The 18,939-nt window shown below is 68.4% G+C and carries 17 protein-coding genes; 11 read left to right on the top strand and 6 right to left on the bottom strand.

Annotated elements, in window-relative coordinates; genetic code table 11:
• Window positions 1–4: 4 nt before the first annotated feature.
• The 6 genes from hutH (at window position 5) to ACI1V7_RS21460 (ending at window position 7,363) form a co-directional block, all read left to right on the top strand.
• Window positions 5–1,567 (top strand): histidine ammonia-lyase, encoded by a 1,563-nt coding sequence (gene hutH, locus ACI1V7_RS21485; protein WP_404533890.1) that lies wholly within the window; start codon window positions 5–7, stop codon window positions 1,565–1,567.
• A gap of 44 nt (window positions 1,568–1,611) precedes the next feature.
• On the top strand, window positions 1,612–2,400 hold the full coding sequence (hutG, locus tag ACI1V7_RS21480) for an N-formylglutamate deformylase (RefSeq protein WP_404533889.1): 789 nt from the start codon (window positions 1,612–1,614) through the stop codon (window positions 2,398–2,400).
• 8 nt (window positions 2,401–2,408) lie between these two features.
• Window positions 2,409–3,782, top strand: a complete 1,374-nt coding sequence (locus ACI1V7_RS21475) for a formimidoylglutamate deiminase (protein WP_404533888.1) — start codon at window positions 2,409–2,411, stop codon at window positions 3,780–3,782.
• Between the two features lie 60 nt (window positions 3,783–3,842).
• Window positions 3,843–4,460 carry a HutD/Ves family protein gene (locus ACI1V7_RS21470; RefSeq protein WP_404533887.1) on the top strand — a complete coding sequence of 206 codons (618 nt, stop codon included), beginning with the start codon at window positions 3,843–3,845 and terminating at the stop codon, window positions 4,458–4,460.
• Window positions 4,453–5,679: an imidazolonepropionase gene (gene hutI, locus ACI1V7_RS21465; RefSeq protein ID WP_404533886.1), complete on the top strand. Its 1,227-nt coding sequence runs from the start codon at window positions 4,453–4,455 to the stop codon at window positions 5,677–5,679. The genes ACI1V7_RS21470 and hutI overlap by 8 nt, the downstream gene beginning before the upstream one ends.
• A 91-nt stretch (window positions 5,680–5,770) precedes the next feature.
• Window positions 5,771–7,363 carry a glycine betaine ABC transporter substrate-binding protein gene (locus tag ACI1V7_RS21460; protein ID WP_404533885.1) on the top strand — a complete coding sequence of 531 codons (1,593 nt, stop codon included), beginning with the start codon at window positions 5,771–5,773 and terminating at the stop codon, window positions 7,361–7,363.
• 20 nt (window positions 7,364–7,383) lie between these two features.
• Here the strand turns inward: ACI1V7_RS21460 and ACI1V7_RS21455 are convergent, their stop codons facing one another.
• The 6 genes from ACI1V7_RS21455 to ACI1V7_RS21430 all read right to left on the bottom strand — a co-directional run bounded on the left by ACI1V7_RS21455 (window position 7,384) and on the right by ACI1V7_RS21430 (window position 11,346).
• The gene (locus ACI1V7_RS21455; protein ID WP_404533884.1) at window positions 7,384–7,575 is read right to left on the bottom strand and encodes a hypothetical protein; all 192 of its coding nucleotides are present in this window, start codon (window positions 7,573–7,575) and stop codon (window positions 7,384–7,386) included.
• A gap of 264 nt (window positions 7,576–7,839) precedes the next feature.
• Window positions 7,840–8,331 carry a GNAT family N-acetyltransferase gene (locus ACI1V7_RS21450; protein ID WP_404533883.1) on the bottom strand — a complete coding sequence of 164 codons (492 nt, stop codon included), beginning with the start codon at window positions 8,329–8,331 and terminating at the stop codon, window positions 7,840–7,842.
• Window positions 8,328–9,266, bottom strand: coding sequence for a DMT family transporter (locus ACI1V7_RS21445; protein ID WP_404533882.1), 939 nt, complete (start codon window positions 9,264–9,266; stop codon window positions 8,328–8,330). The genes ACI1V7_RS21450 and ACI1V7_RS21445 overlap by 4 nt, the downstream gene beginning before the upstream one ends.
• Before the next feature lie 76 nt (window positions 9,267–9,342).
• Window positions 9,343–9,801, bottom strand: coding sequence for an outer membrane lipoprotein (locus ACI1V7_RS21440; RefSeq protein WP_404533881.1), 459 nt, complete (start codon window positions 9,799–9,801; stop codon window positions 9,343–9,345).
• A 92-nt stretch (window positions 9,802–9,893) separates the two neighbouring features.
• Complete coding sequence (locus ACI1V7_RS21435; protein ID WP_404533880.1) at window positions 9,894–10,331, bottom strand: Mpo1 family 2-hydroxy fatty acid dioxygenase; 438 nt, start codon at window positions 10,329–10,331, stop codon at window positions 9,894–9,896.
• A 64-nt stretch (window positions 10,332–10,395) separates the two neighbouring features.
• Window positions 10,396–11,346: a LysR family transcriptional regulator gene (locus tag ACI1V7_RS21430; RefSeq protein WP_404533879.1), complete on the bottom strand. Its 951-nt coding sequence runs from the start codon at window positions 11,344–11,346 to the stop codon at window positions 10,396–10,398.
• A 191-nt stretch (window positions 11,347–11,537) separates the two neighbouring features.
• Here ACI1V7_RS21430 and ACI1V7_RS21425 point away from each other — a divergent pair, with 191 nt between their 5' ends.
• The 5 genes from ACI1V7_RS21425 (at window position 11,538) to ACI1V7_RS21405 (ending at window position 18,765) form a co-directional block, all read left to right on the top strand.
• Entirely contained in the window at window positions 11,538–11,774 is a 237-nt protein-coding gene (locus tag ACI1V7_RS21425) for a hypothetical protein (protein ID WP_404533878.1), read from the top strand.
• On the top strand, window positions 11,771–12,646 hold the full coding sequence (locus tag ACI1V7_RS21420) for an alpha/beta hydrolase (RefSeq protein ID WP_404533877.1): 876 nt from the start codon (window positions 11,771–11,773) through the stop codon (window positions 12,644–12,646). Before ACI1V7_RS21425 ends, ACI1V7_RS21420 begins: the two co-directional genes overlap by 4 nt.
• A 168-nt stretch (window positions 12,647–12,814) precedes the next feature.
• Entirely contained in the window at window positions 12,815–14,020 is a 1,206-nt protein-coding gene (locus ACI1V7_RS21415) for an efflux RND transporter periplasmic adaptor subunit (RefSeq protein ID WP_404533876.1), read from the top strand.
• Window positions 14,021–14,051: 31 nt separating this feature from the next.
• Window positions 14,052–17,267 (top strand): efflux RND transporter permease subunit, encoded by a 3,216-nt coding sequence (locus tag ACI1V7_RS21410; protein ID WP_404533875.1) that lies wholly within the window; start codon window positions 14,052–14,054, stop codon window positions 17,265–17,267.
• 1 nt (window position 17,268) lies between these two features.
• Window positions 17,269–18,765, top strand: coding sequence for an efflux transporter outer membrane subunit (locus tag ACI1V7_RS21405; RefSeq protein WP_404533874.1), 1,497 nt, complete (start codon window positions 17,269–17,271; stop codon window positions 18,763–18,765).
• Window positions 18,766–18,939 lie beyond the last annotated feature (174 nt).

The raw sequence follows: 18,939 nt of genomic DNA, 5'->3' as shown, positions 1-18,939 counted from the left end.
GCACATGAACCACCCAGACCACCACCTGACCCTCGACCCCGGCGCACTGACGCTGGCCGACCTGCGCGCCGCCTGGACGGCCCACTGCCCGCTCGCGCTGGCACCCCATGCGCGCGCCGCCATCGAGGCGTCCGCCGCGGCCGTGCAGGCCATCGTCGCCAAGGGCGACCCGGCCTACGGCATCAACACGGGCTTCGGCCTGCTGGCCAAGCGCCACATCCCGCCCGAGCAGCTGGAGCAGCTGCAGCAGAACCTGATCCTGTCGCACGCCGTCGGCACCGGCGAGCTGCTGGCGGATGAAGTCGTGCGCCTGGTCCTGCTCACCAAGATCGGCAGCCTGGCGCGCGGCTATTCCGGCGTGCGTCCCGTGATCGTGGACACGCTGGTGGCGCTGTACAACGCGGGCATCATGCCGGCGATCCCGTCCCAAGGCTCGGTGGGCGCCTCGGGCGACCTGGCGCCGCTGGCGCACATGACGCTGGCGATCCTGGGCGTGGGCCAGGTGCGCATGCGCGGCACGCTGATGGACGCGCGCGCGGCGCTGGCGGCGGCCGGCATCGAACCGGTGACGCTGGCGGCCAAGGAAGGCCTGGCGCTGATCAACGGCACGCAAGTGTCGACGGCCCTGGCGCTGCACGGCCTGTTCCTGGCCGAGCGCCTGCTGGAAGCGGCGATGGTGTCGGGCGCCCTGTCGCTGGATGCCGCGCGCGGCAGCGACGCGCCGTTCGATGCGCGCGTGCACGCCGTGCGCGGCCAGCCGGGCCAGATCGCGGCGGCGAAGATCTACCGCGAACTGGTGGCGGGCAGCGCGATCCGCGCCTCGCACCTGGTCGGCGACGAGCGCGTGCAGGACCCGTACAGCCTGCGCTGCCAGCCGCAGGTGATGGGCGCCGTGATGGACCTGATCAACCAGGCGGGACGCACCCTGCTGGTGGAATCGAACGCCGTCACCGATAATCCCCTGATCTTCGTCGGCGACGACGGCCAGGCCCGCGCCGAGGTGGTCTCGGGCGGCAACTTCCATGCCGAGCCGGTGGCATTCGCCGCCGACACGCTGGCGCTGGCCATCGCCGAGATCGGCGCGCTGGCCGAGCGCCGCATCGCCCTGCTGATCGACGCGACGCTGTCCGGCCTGCCGCCGTTCCTGGTGCGCGAGCCGGGCGTGAATTCCGGCTTCATGATCGCCCACGTGACGGCGGCCGCGCTGGCCTCGGAGAACAAGTCGCTGGCGCACCCGGCCAGCGTCGACAGCCTGCCGACGTCCGCCAACCAGGAAGACCACGTCAGCATGGCGACCTTCGCGGCGCGCCGTCTCGGCCAGATGGCGCACAATACGGGCGTCATCGTCGGCATCGAGCTGCTGGCCGCGGCCCAGGGGATCGAATTCCACCGTCCGCTCACCAGCTCCGCGCACCTGGAGCACGTGCATGCGCGGCTGCGCGCGCGCGTGCCGGCCTTCGATGCCGACCGTTTCTTTGCGCCGGACATCGAGGCGGCGCGCGCGATGGTGATGGAAGGGGACTTGTCGGCCGCCTGCAAGGACCTGTTCGCCGTCCTTCACCCCTGACGTCAGCCGATCCGACAACAGATCCACCAACAGGAGGACCCGCGATGGATTACAACTTCAAGGCGGGCAGGGTCCCGCTGCTCGTGTCGATGCCGCACGTGGGCACCGACCTCCCGGACGACGTCGCGGCGCGCCTGGCCCCGTGCGCCCTGGCGCGCGCGGACACGGACTGGCACCTGGCCGAGCTGTACGCGTTCGCCGAGGAGATGGGCGCGTCGATGCTGTCGGCGCGCTGGTCGCGCTACCTGATCGACCTGAACCGCCCGCCGGAAGACACCAACCTGTATCCGGGCCAGGACACGACGGGCCTGTGCCCCGTCGACACCTTCGGCAAGGAGCGCCTGTACCGCGCGGGGATGGAGCCGGGCGAGGCGGAGGTGGCGCAGCGCCTGGCGCGCTACTGGCACCCCTACCACGCGCAGCTGCGCGCGGAACTGGATCGCCTGCTGGCGCTGCACGGCCGGGTGGTGCTGTGGGATGCGCACTCGATCGCGTCGCGGGTGCCGCGCTTCTTCGAGGGCCGCCTGCCCGACCTGAACTTCGGCACCGCGGACGGCAAGTCCTGCTCGCTGCAGCTGGAAGGCGCGATGATCCAGGCCGCCAACGCCCAGGACCGTTTCTCCTTCATCTTCAACGGCCGCTTCAAGGGCGGCCACATCACGCGCCGCTACGGCGACCCGGCCGCCGGCGTGCACGCGATCCAGCTCGAGATGTGCCAGTGCCTGTACATGGACGAGGCGCCCCCGTTCGCCTACCGGCCCGAGGTCGCCGCACAGGTGCAGCCCCTGCTGCGGCATTTGCTGGAGACGGCGCTGGAGTGGGTGCGGCGATGAGCGGGGACATGCGCATGCTGTTCGCCCGCCATGCGCTGCTGCCAGAGGGCTGGCGCCGCGACGTGCTGCTGGCATGGGATGCCGGCGGCGACCTGGTGCAGGTGGCACCGGATGCGCAGGCGAGCGCCGGCGTGCAGCAGGCAGCGTACGTCCTGCCGGGCATGGTCAACCTGCACTCGCACGCCTTCCAGCGCGCGCTGGGCGGGCTGACGGAGCGGGCCGGGAACGCATCCGGACCGGCCGCGGACAGCTTCTGGACCTGGCGCGACCTGATGTACCGCTTCGCCGGCCGCATCACGCCCGAGCAGGTCGAGGCGATCGCCGCGCAACTGCACGTGGAGTGCCTGCGCCACGGCTACACGGCGATCTGCGAATTCCACTACCTGCACCGCGATGCCGGCGGCGCGCCGTATGCCGACCCGGCCGAGATGGCGCTGCGCATCGCACATGCCGCCCGGGCGTCTGGCATCGGCCTGACGCTGCTGCCCGTGCTGTACGCCCATGCGGGCTTCGGCGACGCGCCCCTGAAGCCGGAGCAGCGGCGCTTTCGCAGCGATCCGGAGCAAGTGCTGCGCCTCGTCGAGGCGCTGGAACCCCTGCGCGGGCCGCAGCTGGAGGCCGGCGCCGCGCCGCACTCGCTGCGCGCCGCGTCCATTGCCCAGATCCGCGCGCTGGTGGGGGGCTTGCCGCCGGACCGTCCGCTGCACATCCACGTCGCCGAGCAGCAGGCCGAAGTGGCGCAGTGCCTGGAGGCGACGGGCCGGCGTCCCGTCGACTACCTGATGGAGACGATCGGCATCGATGCGCGCTGGTGCCTCGTCCATGCGACCCACATGACGGCGGCGGAAACGGCCGGGCTGGCCGCCAGCGGCGCCGTCGCCGGCCTGTGCCCGACCACGGAAGCCAATCTCGGCGACGGCCTGTTTCCGCTGGAAGCGTTCCTGGCCACCGGCGGACGGTTCGGCATCGGCAGCGACAGCCACGTTTCGCAGAGCCCGGTCGAGGAATTGCGCTGGCTCGAATACGGCCAGCGCCTGCAGCAGCAGCGCCGCAACATCGCCGTCGGCGCCGGCCAGCGCGACGTCGCCGCCTTCCTGTGGCAGGGGGCGCTGGCCGGCGGCGCGCAGGCGGCCGGGCGGCCCGTGGGCAGCCTCGCCCCCGGCCGGCGCGCCGACCTGCTGGTGCTGGACGAGGACCACCCGAACCTGGCGGGGGTCGGGACGGATGACGTGCCGGGCCGCTTCCTGTTCTGCGGCAACGACAACCTCGTGCGCGACGTGCTCGCCGGCGGCCGCTGGGTGGTGCGCGGCGGGCGTCACGCGGACCAGGACGACATCGCCCGGCGCTACATTGCTGCCGTACGTGAGCTGCGCGCCGCCTGAACGGGTTATGCTTACGGCAGCCGATTGCAGTGCATACCCGACCGGGGGGAGGACACCACCATGACGATGTTGATTCCGTTTGCCGGCCTGGCGCCGGTCTCGTGGAAGAACGGTGGCGGCAGCACGACCGAAATCGCCGTGTTCCCGCAGGAGGCGGGCTTCGACGCCTTCGACTGGCGCGTCAGCCTGGCCACGATCGCCGCCGACGGACCGTTCTCCGCGTTTCCCGGCGTCGAGCGCACGCTGGTGCTGGTCGACGGCCACGGCATGACGCTGGACATCGACGGCGCGCCGACCATGCTGTCGAAGGCCGACCCGGTCGCCGCCTTCGACGGCGAGTCGCGCGTCGAAGCCAAGCTCAGTCGTGGTCCCAGCACGGACTTCAACGTGATGACGCGCACTGACCGCTGCTGGCACCGCTTCGGACGGCGCGTGCTGGACGGCGGCTCGACGTTCGTGGCGCGCGCCGACGTCACCGTGCTGTTCCTGGCCGAAGGGGAGGGCCTGGAGCTGTGCAGCGACGACCAGCGCATCAACCTGGTGCGCTACGACGCCGTGCTGCTGGACCAGGACACCACCTGGACGCTGCAGGCCGACCAGGGCACGATCTTCATCGCGGACATCCACTACTACGACGACGAGGACGACCTCGCCGAGGACGACGGCCTGTATGACTGAGACGGCCGACCTGCTGTTCGCGAACGCCCGCCTGGCCACGATGGCGGACGGCGGCTACGGCATCGTCGAGGATGGCGCGCTGGCCGTGCGCGCCGGCCACATCGCCTGGGTGGGGCCGCGCGCGCAGGCGCCGCGGGCGGAGCGGGTGCACGATTGCGGAGGCATGTGGATCACGCCGGGCCTGGTCGACTGCCATACCCACATCGTCCACGCCGGCAACCGCAGCGGCGAATGGGAGGCGCGCCTGAACGGCGCCAGCTACGAGGACATCGCGCGCGCGGGCGGCGGCATCATGTCGACCGTGCGCGCCACGCGCGCCGCTTCCGAGGAAGAGCTGCTGCGCCAGAGCGCGCCGCGCATCGCGGCCCTGCTGTCCGAGGGCGTGACGACGCTGGAGATCAAGTCCGGCTATGGCCTGGACCTGGCGTCCGAAGCGGCGCTGCTGCGCACGGCGCGGCGCGTGGCCGCCGCCATGCCGGTGCAGGTGCACACGACCTTCCTCGGCGCCCATGCGCTGCCGCCCGAGTATGCCGGCCGCGCCGACGACTACATCGACGACCTGTGCGCGCACATGCTGCCGGCGCTGGCGCGGGAGGGACTGGTCGATGCCGTCGACGCCTTCTGCGAGCGCATCGGCTTCACGCCGGCCCAGACGGCGCGCGTGTTCGATGCGGCGGCGCGCCTGGGACTGCCCGTGAAGCTGCATGCGGAGCAGCTGTCGGACCAGGGCGGGGCGGCGCTGGTGGCACGCCATGGCGGCCTGTCGGCCGACCACCTGGAATGGCTGTCACCCGAGGGCATCGCCGCGATGGCGCGCGCCGGTACCGTGGCCGTGCTGCTGCCCGGCGCCTACTACTTCCTGCGCGAGACGCGCATGCCGCCGCTGGACGCCTTGCGCGATGCCGGCGTGCCGCTTGCCGTCGCCACCGACTGCAATCCGGGCACCTCTCCCCTGACGTCCCTGCTGCTCGCCATAAACATGGCCTGCACGCTGTGGCGCCTGACGCCGCTGGAAGCGCTGCGCGGCGCCACCGTCAACGGTGCCCGCGCACTGGGCCGGGACGACATCGGCACGCTGGAACCGGGCAAGCGCGCCGACCTGGCCCTGTGGGACATCGCGCGCCCGGCCGACCTGGCGTATGCGATGGGCGCGAATCCGTGCCGGGGCGTCGTCAACGCCGGCGTGCTGCGTGCGCCCCGCATCGAACTGCCCGCGTGAGGCCGTCGCCCCTGCGAAGGCAGGGGCCCAGGTTGAAGTGCGTTGACGTCGCAGCAATCGGTTATCCTCCAGCTCATCCGCTTATCGTTCGATGACACCCATGCCGAGGATCTTCCTGCTGCTGCTCGCCTGCGTCCATTTCCTGCTCCCCGCCCTGGCGCACGCCGACGCGCCCCTGCGCGTGGGCTCCAAGCGCTTCACCGAGTCCTATATCCTCGGCGAGATCCTGACCCAGACGGCCGCCAGGGCCGGTCCGGCCGAGCACCGGCAGGGCCTGGGCAACACGGCCATCGTGCTGGGCGCGCTGCGCTCCGGCGCCATCGACGTCTACCCGGAATACCTGGGCACCATCGGCCTGGAAATCCTCAAGGATCCGCACGCGGCCACGCTGGAACAGATGCGCGCCGGATTGCGTCCGCTGGGACTGGGCGTGGCGGTGCCGCTCGGTTTCTCCAACGGTTATGCGCTGGCCACGCGGGGCGACGCCGGCATCGAGCGCCTGTCGCAGCTGGCGGCGCGGCCGGACTGGAAGATTGGCCTGTCGCACGAGTTCCTCGGCCGCGCCGACGGCTGGCCCGGCCTCGCCCGGCGCTACGGCCTGCCGCAGCAGCCGCGCGGCCTGGACCACGGCATCGCCTACGAGGCGCTGGTGCGGCGCCAGGTCGACGCCATCGACATCTATTCGACCGACGCCAAGATCCGCCAGTACGGCCTGCGCGTGCTGGCCGACGACAAGGATTATTTTCCGCGCTACGACGCGGTGCTGCTGTACCGCCTCGACCTGCCGCAGCGCCTGCCCGGGGCCTGGCAGGCGCTGACTGCCCTCGAAGGCACGATCAAGGCGGACGACATGATCGCGATGAATGCCGCGGCCGAACTGGACAGGAAGGACTTCGCGGCGATCGCGCGCGACTGGCTGGCCTGCGCCGGCACCAAGGATAAGGCGGACGGCGCCGCCGTCCACATGTCCGACGCACGCGCGAACTGCCGTACCGATGCCTCCACGTCCGCCTCCGGGTCGCCGCAACGCGTGGAAGGCGCAGCCGCCCAGCCTGCCGGCTTGTGGAGCAAGACCTTCGGCAACGGCTTCGGCCCGCTGGCACGCCAGCACCTGCTGCTGGTGGCGCTGGCCGTGCTGCTCGGCTGCGCGGCCGGCATTCCGCTGGGCATCGTGGCGGCGCTGGCGCCGCGCCTGCGCCAGGCGGTGCTGGCCCTGGCCGGCGTGCTGCAGACCGTCCCTTCGCTGGCGCTGCTGGCGATGCTGATTCCGCTGCTGGGCCGCATCGGCACCGTGCCGGCGCTGGTGGCCCTGTGCGCCTATGCGCTGCTGCCCATCGTGCGCAATACGTGTACGGGCCTGTTGCAGGTGCCGAAGGGATTGCGCACGGCGGCGCTGGCGCTGGGCATGACGCGTGGCCAGGCCCTGCGGCACGTGGAGCTGCCGCTGGCGGCGCCGGTGATCCTGGCCGGCATCAAGACGGCGGCCGTGATGAGCGTGGGCACGGCCACCATTGCTGCCTTCATCGGTGCCGGCGGCTTCGGCGAACGCATCACGACGGGCCTGGCGTTGAACGACAACGACATGATGCTGGCGGGGGCGATTCCGGCGGCCTTGCTGGCCTTGCTGACCCAGGCCGGTTTCGAAGCCATCGAGCGTCTGCTGGCGCGCCGCCGCAACGCCTGAGCAAGGACGCCGGCCGGCGCTTACAGCGATTGCAGTTTGGAACGCGTCGTGGAGATCGCGCGGTGCAGCAGGCGCTCCGCATGGAAGTCGTTTTCCCGCTGCGCCTCGATGGCATGCAGGCCGCGCGTGTAGGTGTCGATGCGCGAGCGCAGCCAGCTGCGGTAGGCCCATCGGAAGATCGTGCCGGCAAATGGAATGGCGCCAGGTTTCATGGTTTCCTCCCTTGAGCGAACATTGTCTTTCACACAAATTTCCTGCATTTGTGAGAACGCAATCGCGTGCATGCCGCAACTTCTCCGCTTTCTGTTACCGAAGTAAGCATTTGTAAGGAATCCGCACAGCACGAAAACGGAGGCATATATTGAACCCGTTGGATTCAAGTCTCCCCTCCCCATTCGACAATGGGTTCACCCACGGCGCTATTGCTAGCCCGTGGGTTTTTTCTTTTCAGAACGCCAGGATGTGTGTATGCGCGCTTATTGCTCTGCCAGTGCGGCGAGCGGCGCGCCGGTGACGCGGCAGATGCGCCAGTCCGGCAGGATTTCGGCGCCCATCGACTTGTAGAAGTCGATGGCCGGGGTGTTCCAGTCGAGCACCGACCATTCGAAGCGGCCGCACTGGCGCTCCACGGCCAGGCGCGCCAGGTGTTGCAGCATGCGGCTGCCGTAACCCTTGCCGCGGTGCGCCTGGCGCACGTACAGGTCTTCCAGGTACAGCCCCTTCTTCGTCAGGAAGGTCGAGAAATTGTGGAAGAACAGGGCGAAGCACACGACCTCGCCGCCGGCCTCGCCGATGATGGCTTCGCAGGCCGCACGCGCGCCGAACAGGCCCTCGTGCAGCAAGGCTTCGGTGGCCACCACCATGTGCTCGAGTTTCTCGAACACGGCCAGTTCGACGATCATCGCATGGATGTGCGCGACGTCGGCAGGGGTGGCGGGGCGGATGGCGAAGGCGGTATCGACGGTCATGGTGTTTCGATGGGATTGTTCAGTTGGATGGAAGGGGCGGGCTTGGCGGCCGGGCCGCGCATGGCCCAGGCGACGCTGCCCAGGCAGACGGCCATGCCCAGCCATTCGACGGGGCCGGGACGATAGCCTTCGAGCTTGATCGACAGCAGCACCGAGAGTACGGGCGTGATTACGCCGATGTACACGGCCTTGCTGGAGCCGATGCGGTTGATCAGCGTGAAATAGCAGATGAACGCGACCACCGAGCCGAAGATCGACAGGTGCAGCAGGCCGAACACATAGCTGGGCGCGCGCGGGATGATGAATTCCTGGCCCGTCGCCAGGCACCAGATGGCCACCATGCCAGCGCCCCAGAACATCGACCAGCCCGTCGTCAGCAACAGGTTGCTCGATTGTTCGCGCACCTTGGCGACGACGATGGAACCGGCCGAGCTGGCGACCGACGCGCCGATGCCCAGCAGCAGGCCGAGCAGGAAATGGCCTTGCCCGCCGCCCTTGATGTCGTGCAGCGCATTGCCGATCGCATGCCAGAACAGCAGCAGCACGCCGGCCATCGCGGCCACGCCCGCACCCCACGTCCGCAACGGGATCGGGGTGCCGAAGGCGATGCGGGCGCAGATGGGCGTCCAGAACACCATCAGGGCGAACAGCACGGCCACCAGGGCCGAGACGACGTACTGCTCGGCGTTGTAGGTACAGACGTAGGACAGGCCGAAGGTGAAGAAGCCCTGCAGCAGCGTCCAGCGCTGCACGCGCCAGGGCAGCCGCAGCTTGTCGCCGCGCAGCAGGCACCAGGCGAACAGCGTCATCGACGCCAGCGCAAAACGATAGACGACCGATACCGCGGGCGGGACTTCGCCCAGTTGCAGGGTAATGGCCCAGAAAGTGGAGCCCCAGATGAGGGAGGCGATGGCGAACAGGACATAGGAGGGCATCGCGGAAGTATAGTGCTTTCGCAATGACGCAGGAACATTACCTATATGAAGGTGTCCATCTTACGACGACGTCCCGTCAATGCGTGACCCTGGTCGTGTACCCATTGCTCAGCAGGCGTACCCGTTCCCCCGGCCGGAACAGTTCGTCGGCCAGCTGCGTCACCGAGCGCAACTCGCCGCTGTCGAGCCGCACCGTGATTTCGAAGCCGGGCTTGTTGTTGGCCTGGTTTTCGATCCGGTTGCCGATGAGGCCGCCGGCCACGGCGCCGATGATGCCCATCGCCGCCTCGCCGCGGCCGCTGCCGGCCATCGAGCCGCCCAGCCCGCCCAGCGCGGCGCCCGACATGGTGCCGACGCCCGTGTCCGGGTTGGCGATGGTGACGTTGCGCACCGATTCGACGGTGCCCGTGCGCACCGTCTGCTCGTTCATGGTCTGGCCGCTGGTGTAGACATTGCCCGAGGTGGGCGGACCGGCGCAGGCTCCCAGCAGGGCGCAGGCTGCAAGGGTGGCGGGGAGGGCGAGCTTGGCTTTCATGACCGTCTCCAGCACAGGACGATGAGGACGCGTCCAGCATACGCCCCCGGCGCGCGCGCGGCGCACATCAGGCGTGCTGCAGTACGCCAGCTTCAATATGCCAGGTTGAAACGGCGGTACAGGAAGCCGAGCACGAACAGCGGCCCGATCAGCAGGAAGCGCAGGTCGTCCAGGAAGGACGGCTTCTTGCCCTCGATCTGGTGGCCGATGAACTGGCCGATCCAGGCCACGACGAAGACGGCAATCGACAAGGGCAGCACGGCCAGCGGCGGCAGCAGCGCCAGTACGGCCAGCATGGCCAGGGCCAGCGCCAGCATGCCCAGTGCGAACGGGCGCGACAGCCGCAGGTAATACCACAGCGCCGCCGCGCAGGCGGCCACGGCGGCCAGTGGGTGGATGCTCCACAGGATGCCCAGCAGCGTGAACACGATGACGGGCACGCACACGAAGTGGATGCGTTCGTTGGTCGGGTTGCGGTGGCTGTCGGCGTAGCGCGCGAGCAGCACGTCGATGGTGCGCGGCGGGGTCATGCTCGTCTCCTGGTCGTGCTGCAGTGTAGGCTCTGGCGGCCCGTGCGGTCGATTCTACCGGCCTTCAGGCAGCGGCCGCAATGGGCAGCGGCGGGCGCTGGGCGGTGCCGCCGTTCAGGTAGGGATTCGCGGCGAACAGCTCGGCCACCCACTCGACGAAAACGCGCACCTTGGCCGACAGGTGGCGGTTCTGCGGATACACGACGTGGACCGGCAGCGGGTCGCTCAGCCAGTCCGGCAGCACCTGCACCATGCGCCCGGTTTCGACGTGGCGCTTGACCAGGTAATCCGTCATCTGGATGATGCCCAGGCCCGCCAGTCCCGCTTCCACGTAGGCATTCGAATCGTTGAGCGCGACCACGCCGCGCATCGGCACCTCGATGCGTTCGTCGCCGCGGTTGAAGTCCCAGTCGAAGATGCGGCCCGTCTTGGCCGAAAAGTAATTCACGCAGCGGTGCCGCTCGAGGTCGCGCGGATGCTGGGGCACGCCGTAGCGGGCCAGGTAGGAAGGGGCTGCCGCCGTGAGGAAGTGAATGGCGCCGACGCGGCGCGCGATCAGGCTCGTGTCACCCAGCGCGCCGCCGCGCACGGCGCAGTCCACGCCTTCCTCGACCAGGTCGACGGGACGGTCGGAACTGCCCAGCTCCAGCATGATGTCCGGATAGCGCTCGAAGAAGGCGGGCAGCGCGGGCACGATGATCTCGCTCGACAGGCCGGTGGGCACGTCCACGCGCAGGCGGCCGCTGGGCGAGAGCCGCGTGCGCGACAGGGACTCCTCGGCGTCGCGCACGTCGGACAGGATGCGCAGGCAGCGCTCGTAATAAGCGGCGCCGTCGGTGGTCACCGTCACCGAGCGCGTGGTCCGGTGCAGCAGCTTGGCCGACAGCGACGCTTCCAGCGACTGCACGAGCGTCGAGACGGTGGCCTTGGGCATCTGCAGCATCTCGGCGGCGCGCGTAAAGCTGCCGGCATCGACCACCTGCACGAAGACTTCCATCGCTTGTAGCTTGTTCATAAGAAACCTTTTGCGCTCATGCAGGGCGCATGAGCGCCTAAAATGCACCGATTGTTCAGAAGTCTGAACAATCAATTCGAAATTGGGCTATTTATTGGATTGTAGATGAAGTCTATAGTGTCGGAACTGGAGTGACAAAATTTGATATCACGACAGCCAACAGCAGATGTGAAGGAACACGGGAGAACGTCATGAAACGTCAATGGAATGCAGTCGCAGCAACACTCGGGCTCGTGCTCGGCGTCGCCGCCCTGGCTGGCATGCTGCTGACCGACGAGTTCGCGCATGCGGCCGGCGCCGAGGCGCGCGGCTATGACGCCCTGTTCCGCGTGGTGGCATCGGAACCGCGCGTGGTGGGAGACTTGCCCACCACGGCGGGCCCGGCCAAGCTGCTGGCGGCGAACGATGCCTGCGAGGTGGATCGATGAGCGCCGTCCGCAAGGATGCCGGCCAGGACGACGGCCACACGCTGGCCGTGCGCGACCTCGACGTCGCCGGTGCCGAGGGCGCGCTAGCCGCGCGCCTGTACAAGGCCAGCAGCGACGGCAAGCGCGACATCCTGATCGTGTTCTTCCATGGCGGCGGCTTCGTCGATGGCGATTTGGCCTGTTCCGACGAGTTCCTGCGCCATTTGGCAGGGGCCAGCGGCTACCCGGTAGTGCTATCGTCTACCTATACCCTGGCGACGGTGAAACCCTTCCCGGCAGCGGTAGAGGATGCGCATGCCGTGCTGCTGTGGGCGAAGAAGAACAAGACCAAGCTGGGCTGGACCGGCAAGCGCATGCTGGTGGCCGGCATCGAGGCCGGCGCCAACCTCGCCGCCGTGTGCGCGCTGATGGCGCGCGACCGCGGCGCCCCCAAGCTGGCCGGCCAGATCCTCATCATGCCGATGCTCGACCCGGGCCTGTCGACCGGCTCGATGCGCGAAATGCCGACCTGCGCGGACCAGGCCAAGGCGGTCAACGAATGCGCCGCCGCCTATCGCGGTTACCTGCCGCATGCGGCCGACCGCAGCCATCCCTATGCGTCGCCGCTGCAGTCGAGCCGTTTGAAGAACCTGCCCCCGGCCCTGATCCTGTCGGCCGAGGACGACCCGCTGCGCGACGAAGCCGAGGCCTACGGCAACAAGTTGATGCAGTCCGGCGTCACGGTCACGATGCGGCGCATGAGCGCGGCACGCCTGCGCGATCCGGATGGCCGTACCCAATGTGCCTGCAGGGTCCCTGCGCTCGAAGCGATCGCGAGCTTCGTCGCCGGCCTCGAGCAGGAAGACCAGGCCCTGGCCGCTGGCGGCTGTTGACCCGGCCGCCGATCGATACCGCTTCGCTGCACCGCAATCCTTAACCCCCAATAGCACGTGCCCACAGAGGCACGGGAGACCCGTCTTTTCCGAAGAAAGCCAGGAAAGGACGGCGCTCGTCTCATTATTAATAAGTTATTAACATTCGTCACATCGGAGGGCAACACCATGAACACCATCCAACAACTGCAGACCGCGGCGCGCCCGCTGGTCCTGGCACTGGGCGCCGCCGGCATCGCGGCCCTGATCGCGGGCTGCTCGGACGCGACCGGCAAGGCCGAAGCCGCCGCCGCTCCCGCCGGTCCGCCGGTCTCGGCCGCCGTCGTGCTGGAGAAGCCCGTGGCCGACACCCAGGAATTCTCGGGCCGCCTGGAAGCCATCGACCGCGTCGAGATCCGTCCGCGCGTGTCCGGCTTCATCACGGCCGTGAACTTCAAGCCGGGCGCCGAGGTGAAGAAGGGCGACGTGTTGTTCGTGATCGACCAGCGTCCCTACCAGGCCGAGTACGACCGCGCCGAAGCGGCCGCCAAGTCGGCCCGCGCCAAGGCCGAGCTGGCGAAGATCGAACTGAACCGCGCCGAGCGCCTGCTGGGCGATAAAGCGATCGCCCAGCGCGAGTACGACGAGCGCGCCGCCGGCCTGAAGGAACTGGACGCCACCGCCCGCGCCGCCGAGGCGCAGGCCGATGCCGCACGACTGAACCTGACCTACACCCGCGTGACCTCGCCGATCGACGGCCGCGTGTCCAAGGCCGAGATCACCCTGGGCAACCTGGTCGACGCGTCGGCCGTGCTGACCTCCGTCGTGTCGCTGGACCGCATCTACGCCAGCTTCGACGGCGACGAGGAAACCTATCTGCGCGTGAGCGGCGAGGCGCATGCAGGCAAGCCAGTCGGCGTGCAGGTGGGCCTGGTCAACGAGGAAGGCTTCCCGCACGAAGGCAAGCTGGAATTCGTCGACAACCAGCTCGACTCGCGTACCGGCAGCGTGCGCATGCGCGCCACGTTCGACAACAAGGACCGCAGCATGGCCCCCGGCCTGTTCGCCCGCGTGCAGATCGGCGGCGGCGTCCAGAAGAACACCCTCCTGATCAACGACCGCGCCGTCGGCACCGACCAGAGCCGCAAGTTCGTGTTCGTCGTCGACAAGGACGGCAAGGCCGAGTACCGCGCCGTCACGCTCGGTCCCGTCGTCGATGGCCTGCGCGTCGTGCGCACCGGCCTGAAGCCGGGCGAGAAGATCGTCGTCAACGGCCTGCAGCGCGTGCGCCCGGGTGCGCCGATCACGGCCAACGTGGTGCCGATGGTGGCCAGCACCAGCAACCCGGCGGCATCCAAGGATGGCGCCAAGCTGGCGATGGCCGAGTCCAAGTAAGGACACGTAAGACAAGCAAGGAACAAGAAAAATGAATATTTCACGCTTTTTCGTCGACAAGCCGATCTTCGCGGCCGTGCTGTCGGTCATCGTCTTCGTGGCGGGCCTGATCTCGATCTTCGCGCTGCCGATCTCGGAATACCCCGAGGTCGTGCCGCCGTCGGTCGTGGTGCGCGCCCAGTACCCGGGTGCGAACCCGAAGGTCATCGCGGAGACGGTCGCCACGCCGATCGAACAGGAGATCATCGGTGTCGAGGGCATGCTGTACATGACCTCGCAGAACACCTCCGACGGCGCGCTGCAGCTGACGGTCACCTTCAAGATCGGCACCGACGTCGACAAGGCCGAGACGCAGGTGCAGAACCGCGTCCAGCGCGCGTTGCCGCGCCTGCCGGAAGAGGTGCGCCAGATCGGCGTCACCACCGTCAAGAGCTCGCCGAACATCACGATGGTGGTCCACCTGAATTCGCCGGACGGCCGCTATGACGACCTGTACCTGCGCAACTACGCCACGCTGAACGTCAAGGACCAGCTGGCGCGCATCGATGGCATGGGCGACGTCCAGGTCTTCGGTTCGGGCGACTACTCCATGCGCGTCTGGCTCGACCCGCAGAAGGTGGCGGCACGCAACCTGACCGCCAGCGACGTCGTGAACGCGATCCGCGAGCAGAACGTGCAGGTCGCGGCCGGCGTCGTCGGCCAGGGCCCGTCCAAGAACGCGGACTTCCAGCTGACCGTGAACACGCAGGGCCGCCTGGCCAGCATCGAGGAATTCGGCAACATCGTCGTCAAGACCAATGCCGACGGCGCCACCACGCTGCTCAAGGATGTCGCGCGCCTCGAAATGGGCTCGAACTCCTATGCGCTGCGCTCGCTGCTGGACAACAAGTCCGCCGTCGCGCTGCCGCTGTTCCAGTCGCCGACGGCCAATGCGCTGCAGCTGTCGACCGACGTGCGCGCCAAGATGGAAGAACTGTCGAAGGACTTCCCGCAGGGCATGACCTACAGCATCGTGTATGACCCGACCCAGTTCGTGCGCGAGTCGATCAACTCCGTCATCCACACGCTGTTCGAAGCCATCGTACTGGTCGCGATCGTCGTGATCGTGTTCCTGCAGACCTGGCGCGCCTCCGTCATCCCGCTGCTGGCCGTGCCGGTCTCCGTGGTCGGTACATTCGCCGTGATGCTGGCCTTCGGCTTCTCGATCAACACGCTGTCGCTGTTCGGCCTCGTGCTGGCCATCGGCATCGTGGTCGACGACGCCATCGTCGTCGTGGAAAATGTCGAGCGCAACATCGAGAACGGCCTGAACTCGCACGATGCGACCGTGCAGGCGATGAAGGAAGTGTCCGGCCCGATCATCGCGATCGCCCTGGTGCTGTGCGCCGTGTTCGTGCCCATCGCCTTCGTGTCCGGCCTGACCGGCCAGTTCTACCGCCAGTTCGCGCTAACCATCGCCATCTCGACCGTCATCTCGGCCTTCTCGTCGCTGACGCTGGCCCCGGCCCTGTCGGCCGTGCTGCTGCAACCGCACGGCGCCAAGAAGGATGCGCTGACCCGTGGCATGGACTTCGTGTTCGGCCGCTTCTTCAAGGCGTTCAACCGCTTCTTCAACCGCTCGGCGCACAAGTACGAAGGCGGCGTGCAGGGCGTCCTGAAGCGCAAGACCGCATCGCTGGCCGTGTACGTGCTGCTGGGTATCGCCGGCGTGTTCATGTTCAAGGCCGTGCCGCCGGGCTTCGTGCCGGCGCAGGACAAGGCCTACCTGATCGGCTTCGCGCAGCTGCCGGATGCCGCTTCGCTGGACCGTACCGATGAAGTGATCCGCAAGATGTCCGACGTCGCCGGCAAGATCCCGGGCGTGGAATCGTCGGTCGCCTTCCCGGGCCTGTCGATCAACGGCTTCACCAATGCGCCGAACGCCGGCATCGTGTTCACCACGCTGAAGCCGTTCGACGAGCGCACGGGCAAGGACCAGAGCGCCGACGCGATCGCCGCCGAGATCAACAAGCGCATGGGCGCCATCGAGGACGCGTTCGTGATGGTGCTGCCGCCCCCGCCGGTCAACGGCCTGGGCACCACCGGCGGCTTCAAGATGATGATCGAGGACCGCGGCAACCTGGGCTACGATGAACTGAACAAGGCGGTGCAGGCCTTCATGGCCAAGGCCGCCGCCGACAAGCGCCTGGCCGGCGTGTTCTCGGGCTACCAGATCAACGTGCCGCAGCTGTTCGCCGACGTCGACCGCGTGAAAGCCAAGCAGCTGGGCGTGCCGCTGTCCGAGATCAACCAGACCTTGCAGATCAACCTCGGCTCGCTGTACGTGAACGACTTCAACCAGTTCGGCCGTACCTATCAGGTGCGCGTGCAGGCCGATGCGCCGTTCCGTTCGCAGCGCGAACAGATCGCCCAGCTGAAGGTCCGCAACGACAAGGGCGAGATGATCCCGCTGTCCTCGCTCATGAAGATCAAGGACACCTATGGCCCGGACCGCGTCCAGCGCTACAACAACTACGTCGCCGCCGAGATGAACGGCGGCCCGGCCCCGGGCGTCTCGTCGGGCCAGGCCCAGGCCGCGATGGAAGAGATCGCGCGTGAAGTGCTGCCGAAGGGGATCGCCTACGAGTGGACCGACCTGACGTACCAGGACATCCTGGCCGGTAACACCATGATCTACGTGTTCCCGCTGTGCGTGCTGCTCGTGTTCCTGGTGCTGGCTGCCCAGTACGAAAGCTGGACCCTGCCGCTGGCCGTGATCCTGATCGTGCCGATGTCGATCCTGTGCGCGCTGATCGGCGTGAAGATCACCGGCGGCGACAACAACGTGTTCACCCAGATCGCGCTGTTCGTGCTGGTTGGCCTGGCGTCGAAGAACGCGATCCTGATCGTGGAATTCGCCGTCGAGCTGGAACACCATGGCCGCACCATCGTGCAGGCCGCGTTGGAAGCTTGCCGCCTGCGTCTGCGTCCGATCCTGATGACGTCGATCGCGTTCATCATGGGCGTCGTGCCCCTGGTGTTCTCGCACGGCGCCGGCGCCGAGATGCGCCACGCCATGGGCGTCGCCGTGTTCGCCGGCATGCTGGGCGTGACCTTCTTCGGCCTGTTCCTCACGCCGGTGTTCTACGTGCTGCTGCGCACGCTGGCCAAGCGATTCGAAAAGCCGAAGCATGCGTCCGTCCATGCGACGAACCCGGCCGCGGCCGGCATCCCGGACGACGACATGCCGGCACTGGAAGGACATTGATATGAAGACGATGATTGCACGAGGCGTCACCCCGCTGCTGGCAGCCCTGCTGCTGACAGCGTGCGCGGCGCCCAAGTTCGAACAGCCGCAGGTGGCGACCCCGGCGGCCTTCAAGGAAAGCCCGGCCGTCGCTACGGAAGCCGTCACCACGGCGGCGGACGGCACCACCTGGAAGGTCGGCCAGCCGGCCGAAAGCCAGCCGCGCGGCGAATGGTGGCGCGCCTTCCACGACGCGTCGCTGGACGCCCTGATCGCGGAAGCCACGGCCAACAACCAGAGCCTGACGGTGGCCGCCGCCCGCGTGAAGCAGGCGCGCGCCATCGCCGGCATCGCCGAAGCGGACCGCATCCCGCAAGTGGGCGTGAACGTCGGCGCCCAGCGCGAACGTCTGTCGCCGCTGGAAGCCCAGCTGCCGCGCGGCACGGCGATCGCGCCGGACAATGTGTACTCGGCCCGGCTGTCGGCCAGCTATGAAGTCGACCTGTTCGGCCGCGTGTCGTCCAACGTGGCGGCGGCGCGCGGCGATGCCGGCGCGGTGGAGGCGACCTACCGCTCGGTGCTGCTGTCGCTGCAGGCCGACGTCGCGCAGACCTATTTCCGGCTGCGCGAGCTGGACGCGGAAATCGCGACGGTGAACCAGACGGTGAAGCTGCGCGAGGAAAGCGTGCGCATCACGAGCCGCCGCTTCGAGCTGGGCGACATCGGCGAATTCGACCTGTCGCGCGCCAGGACGGAACTGTCGACGGCACGCGCCGAGGCGATCGGCCTGCAGCGCGACCGCGCCAACGCCGAGCACGCGCTGGCCGTCCTGCTGGGCAAGCCGGCGGCCGCGTTCAGCGCGCCGACGGCGCCGCTGGAAGATGCTGCCGCGCTGCCGACGATTCCCGCCGGCCTGCCGTCCGCGCTGCTGGAGCGCCGTCCCGACATCGCCAGCGCCCAGCGCACGATGGAAGCGGCCAACGCCCGCATCGGCGTAGCCCGTTCCGCCATGTTCCCGGCATTGAACATCAGCGCCGCGGGCGGCGGCGTCGGCACCAGCATGGCCGAGGTGTTCAAGTGGAGCAGCCGCTCCTGGCTGCTGGGCGCTGCGCTGTCGATGCCCCTGATCGACGGCGGCCGCAACCGCAACAACGTCGTGCGCAGCGAGGCGGCGCTGGAAGAAGCGGTGGGTTCCTACCGCCAGAGCGTGCTGACGGCATTCGCCGAGGTCGAGGACAACCTGGCCGGCCTGCGCATCCTGGCCGGCCAGAGCGCCGAGATCGAGGCGGCGGTGGTGTCCTCGCGCCGCTCGGCCGACCTGGCGCAGAAGCTGTACGACGCGGGCCGCGGCAGCTACCTGGAACTGCTGGATGCCCAGCGCAACCAGGCCAACGTGGAACGCAATGCGGTCCAGCTGCGCGGCCAGCGCGCCATCACGACGGTGGCGCTGATCCGCGCGCTGGGCGGCGGCTGGGATGCCGCGGCCAAGGCCGACGATACGGCCCAGGCGCGCAACTGAATGGGATGACCTGGACGAAGTCCCTGGCCTTACTGATCTAAACCGGTAATGCCCTTTGCGGCGGTATGCGAGAGCGTACCGCCGCTTTTTTCATTCCTCGCGCGTCGGTTGAACATCATCTTTACCCTGAAAACCGTCGTTCCCGCGCAGGCGGGAACCCAGGTTCGCATGCAG

The sequence above is a fragment of the Massilia paldalensis genome (genome assembly GCF_044901715.1).
In the GTDB taxonomy this organism is placed as follows: Bacteria; Pseudomonadota; Gammaproteobacteria; order Burkholderiales; family Burkholderiaceae_D; genus Telluria; species Telluria paldalensis.
Note: the sequence above shows the minus strand (reverse complement) of the source record. Positions and strands in the feature narration are given on the sequence as shown.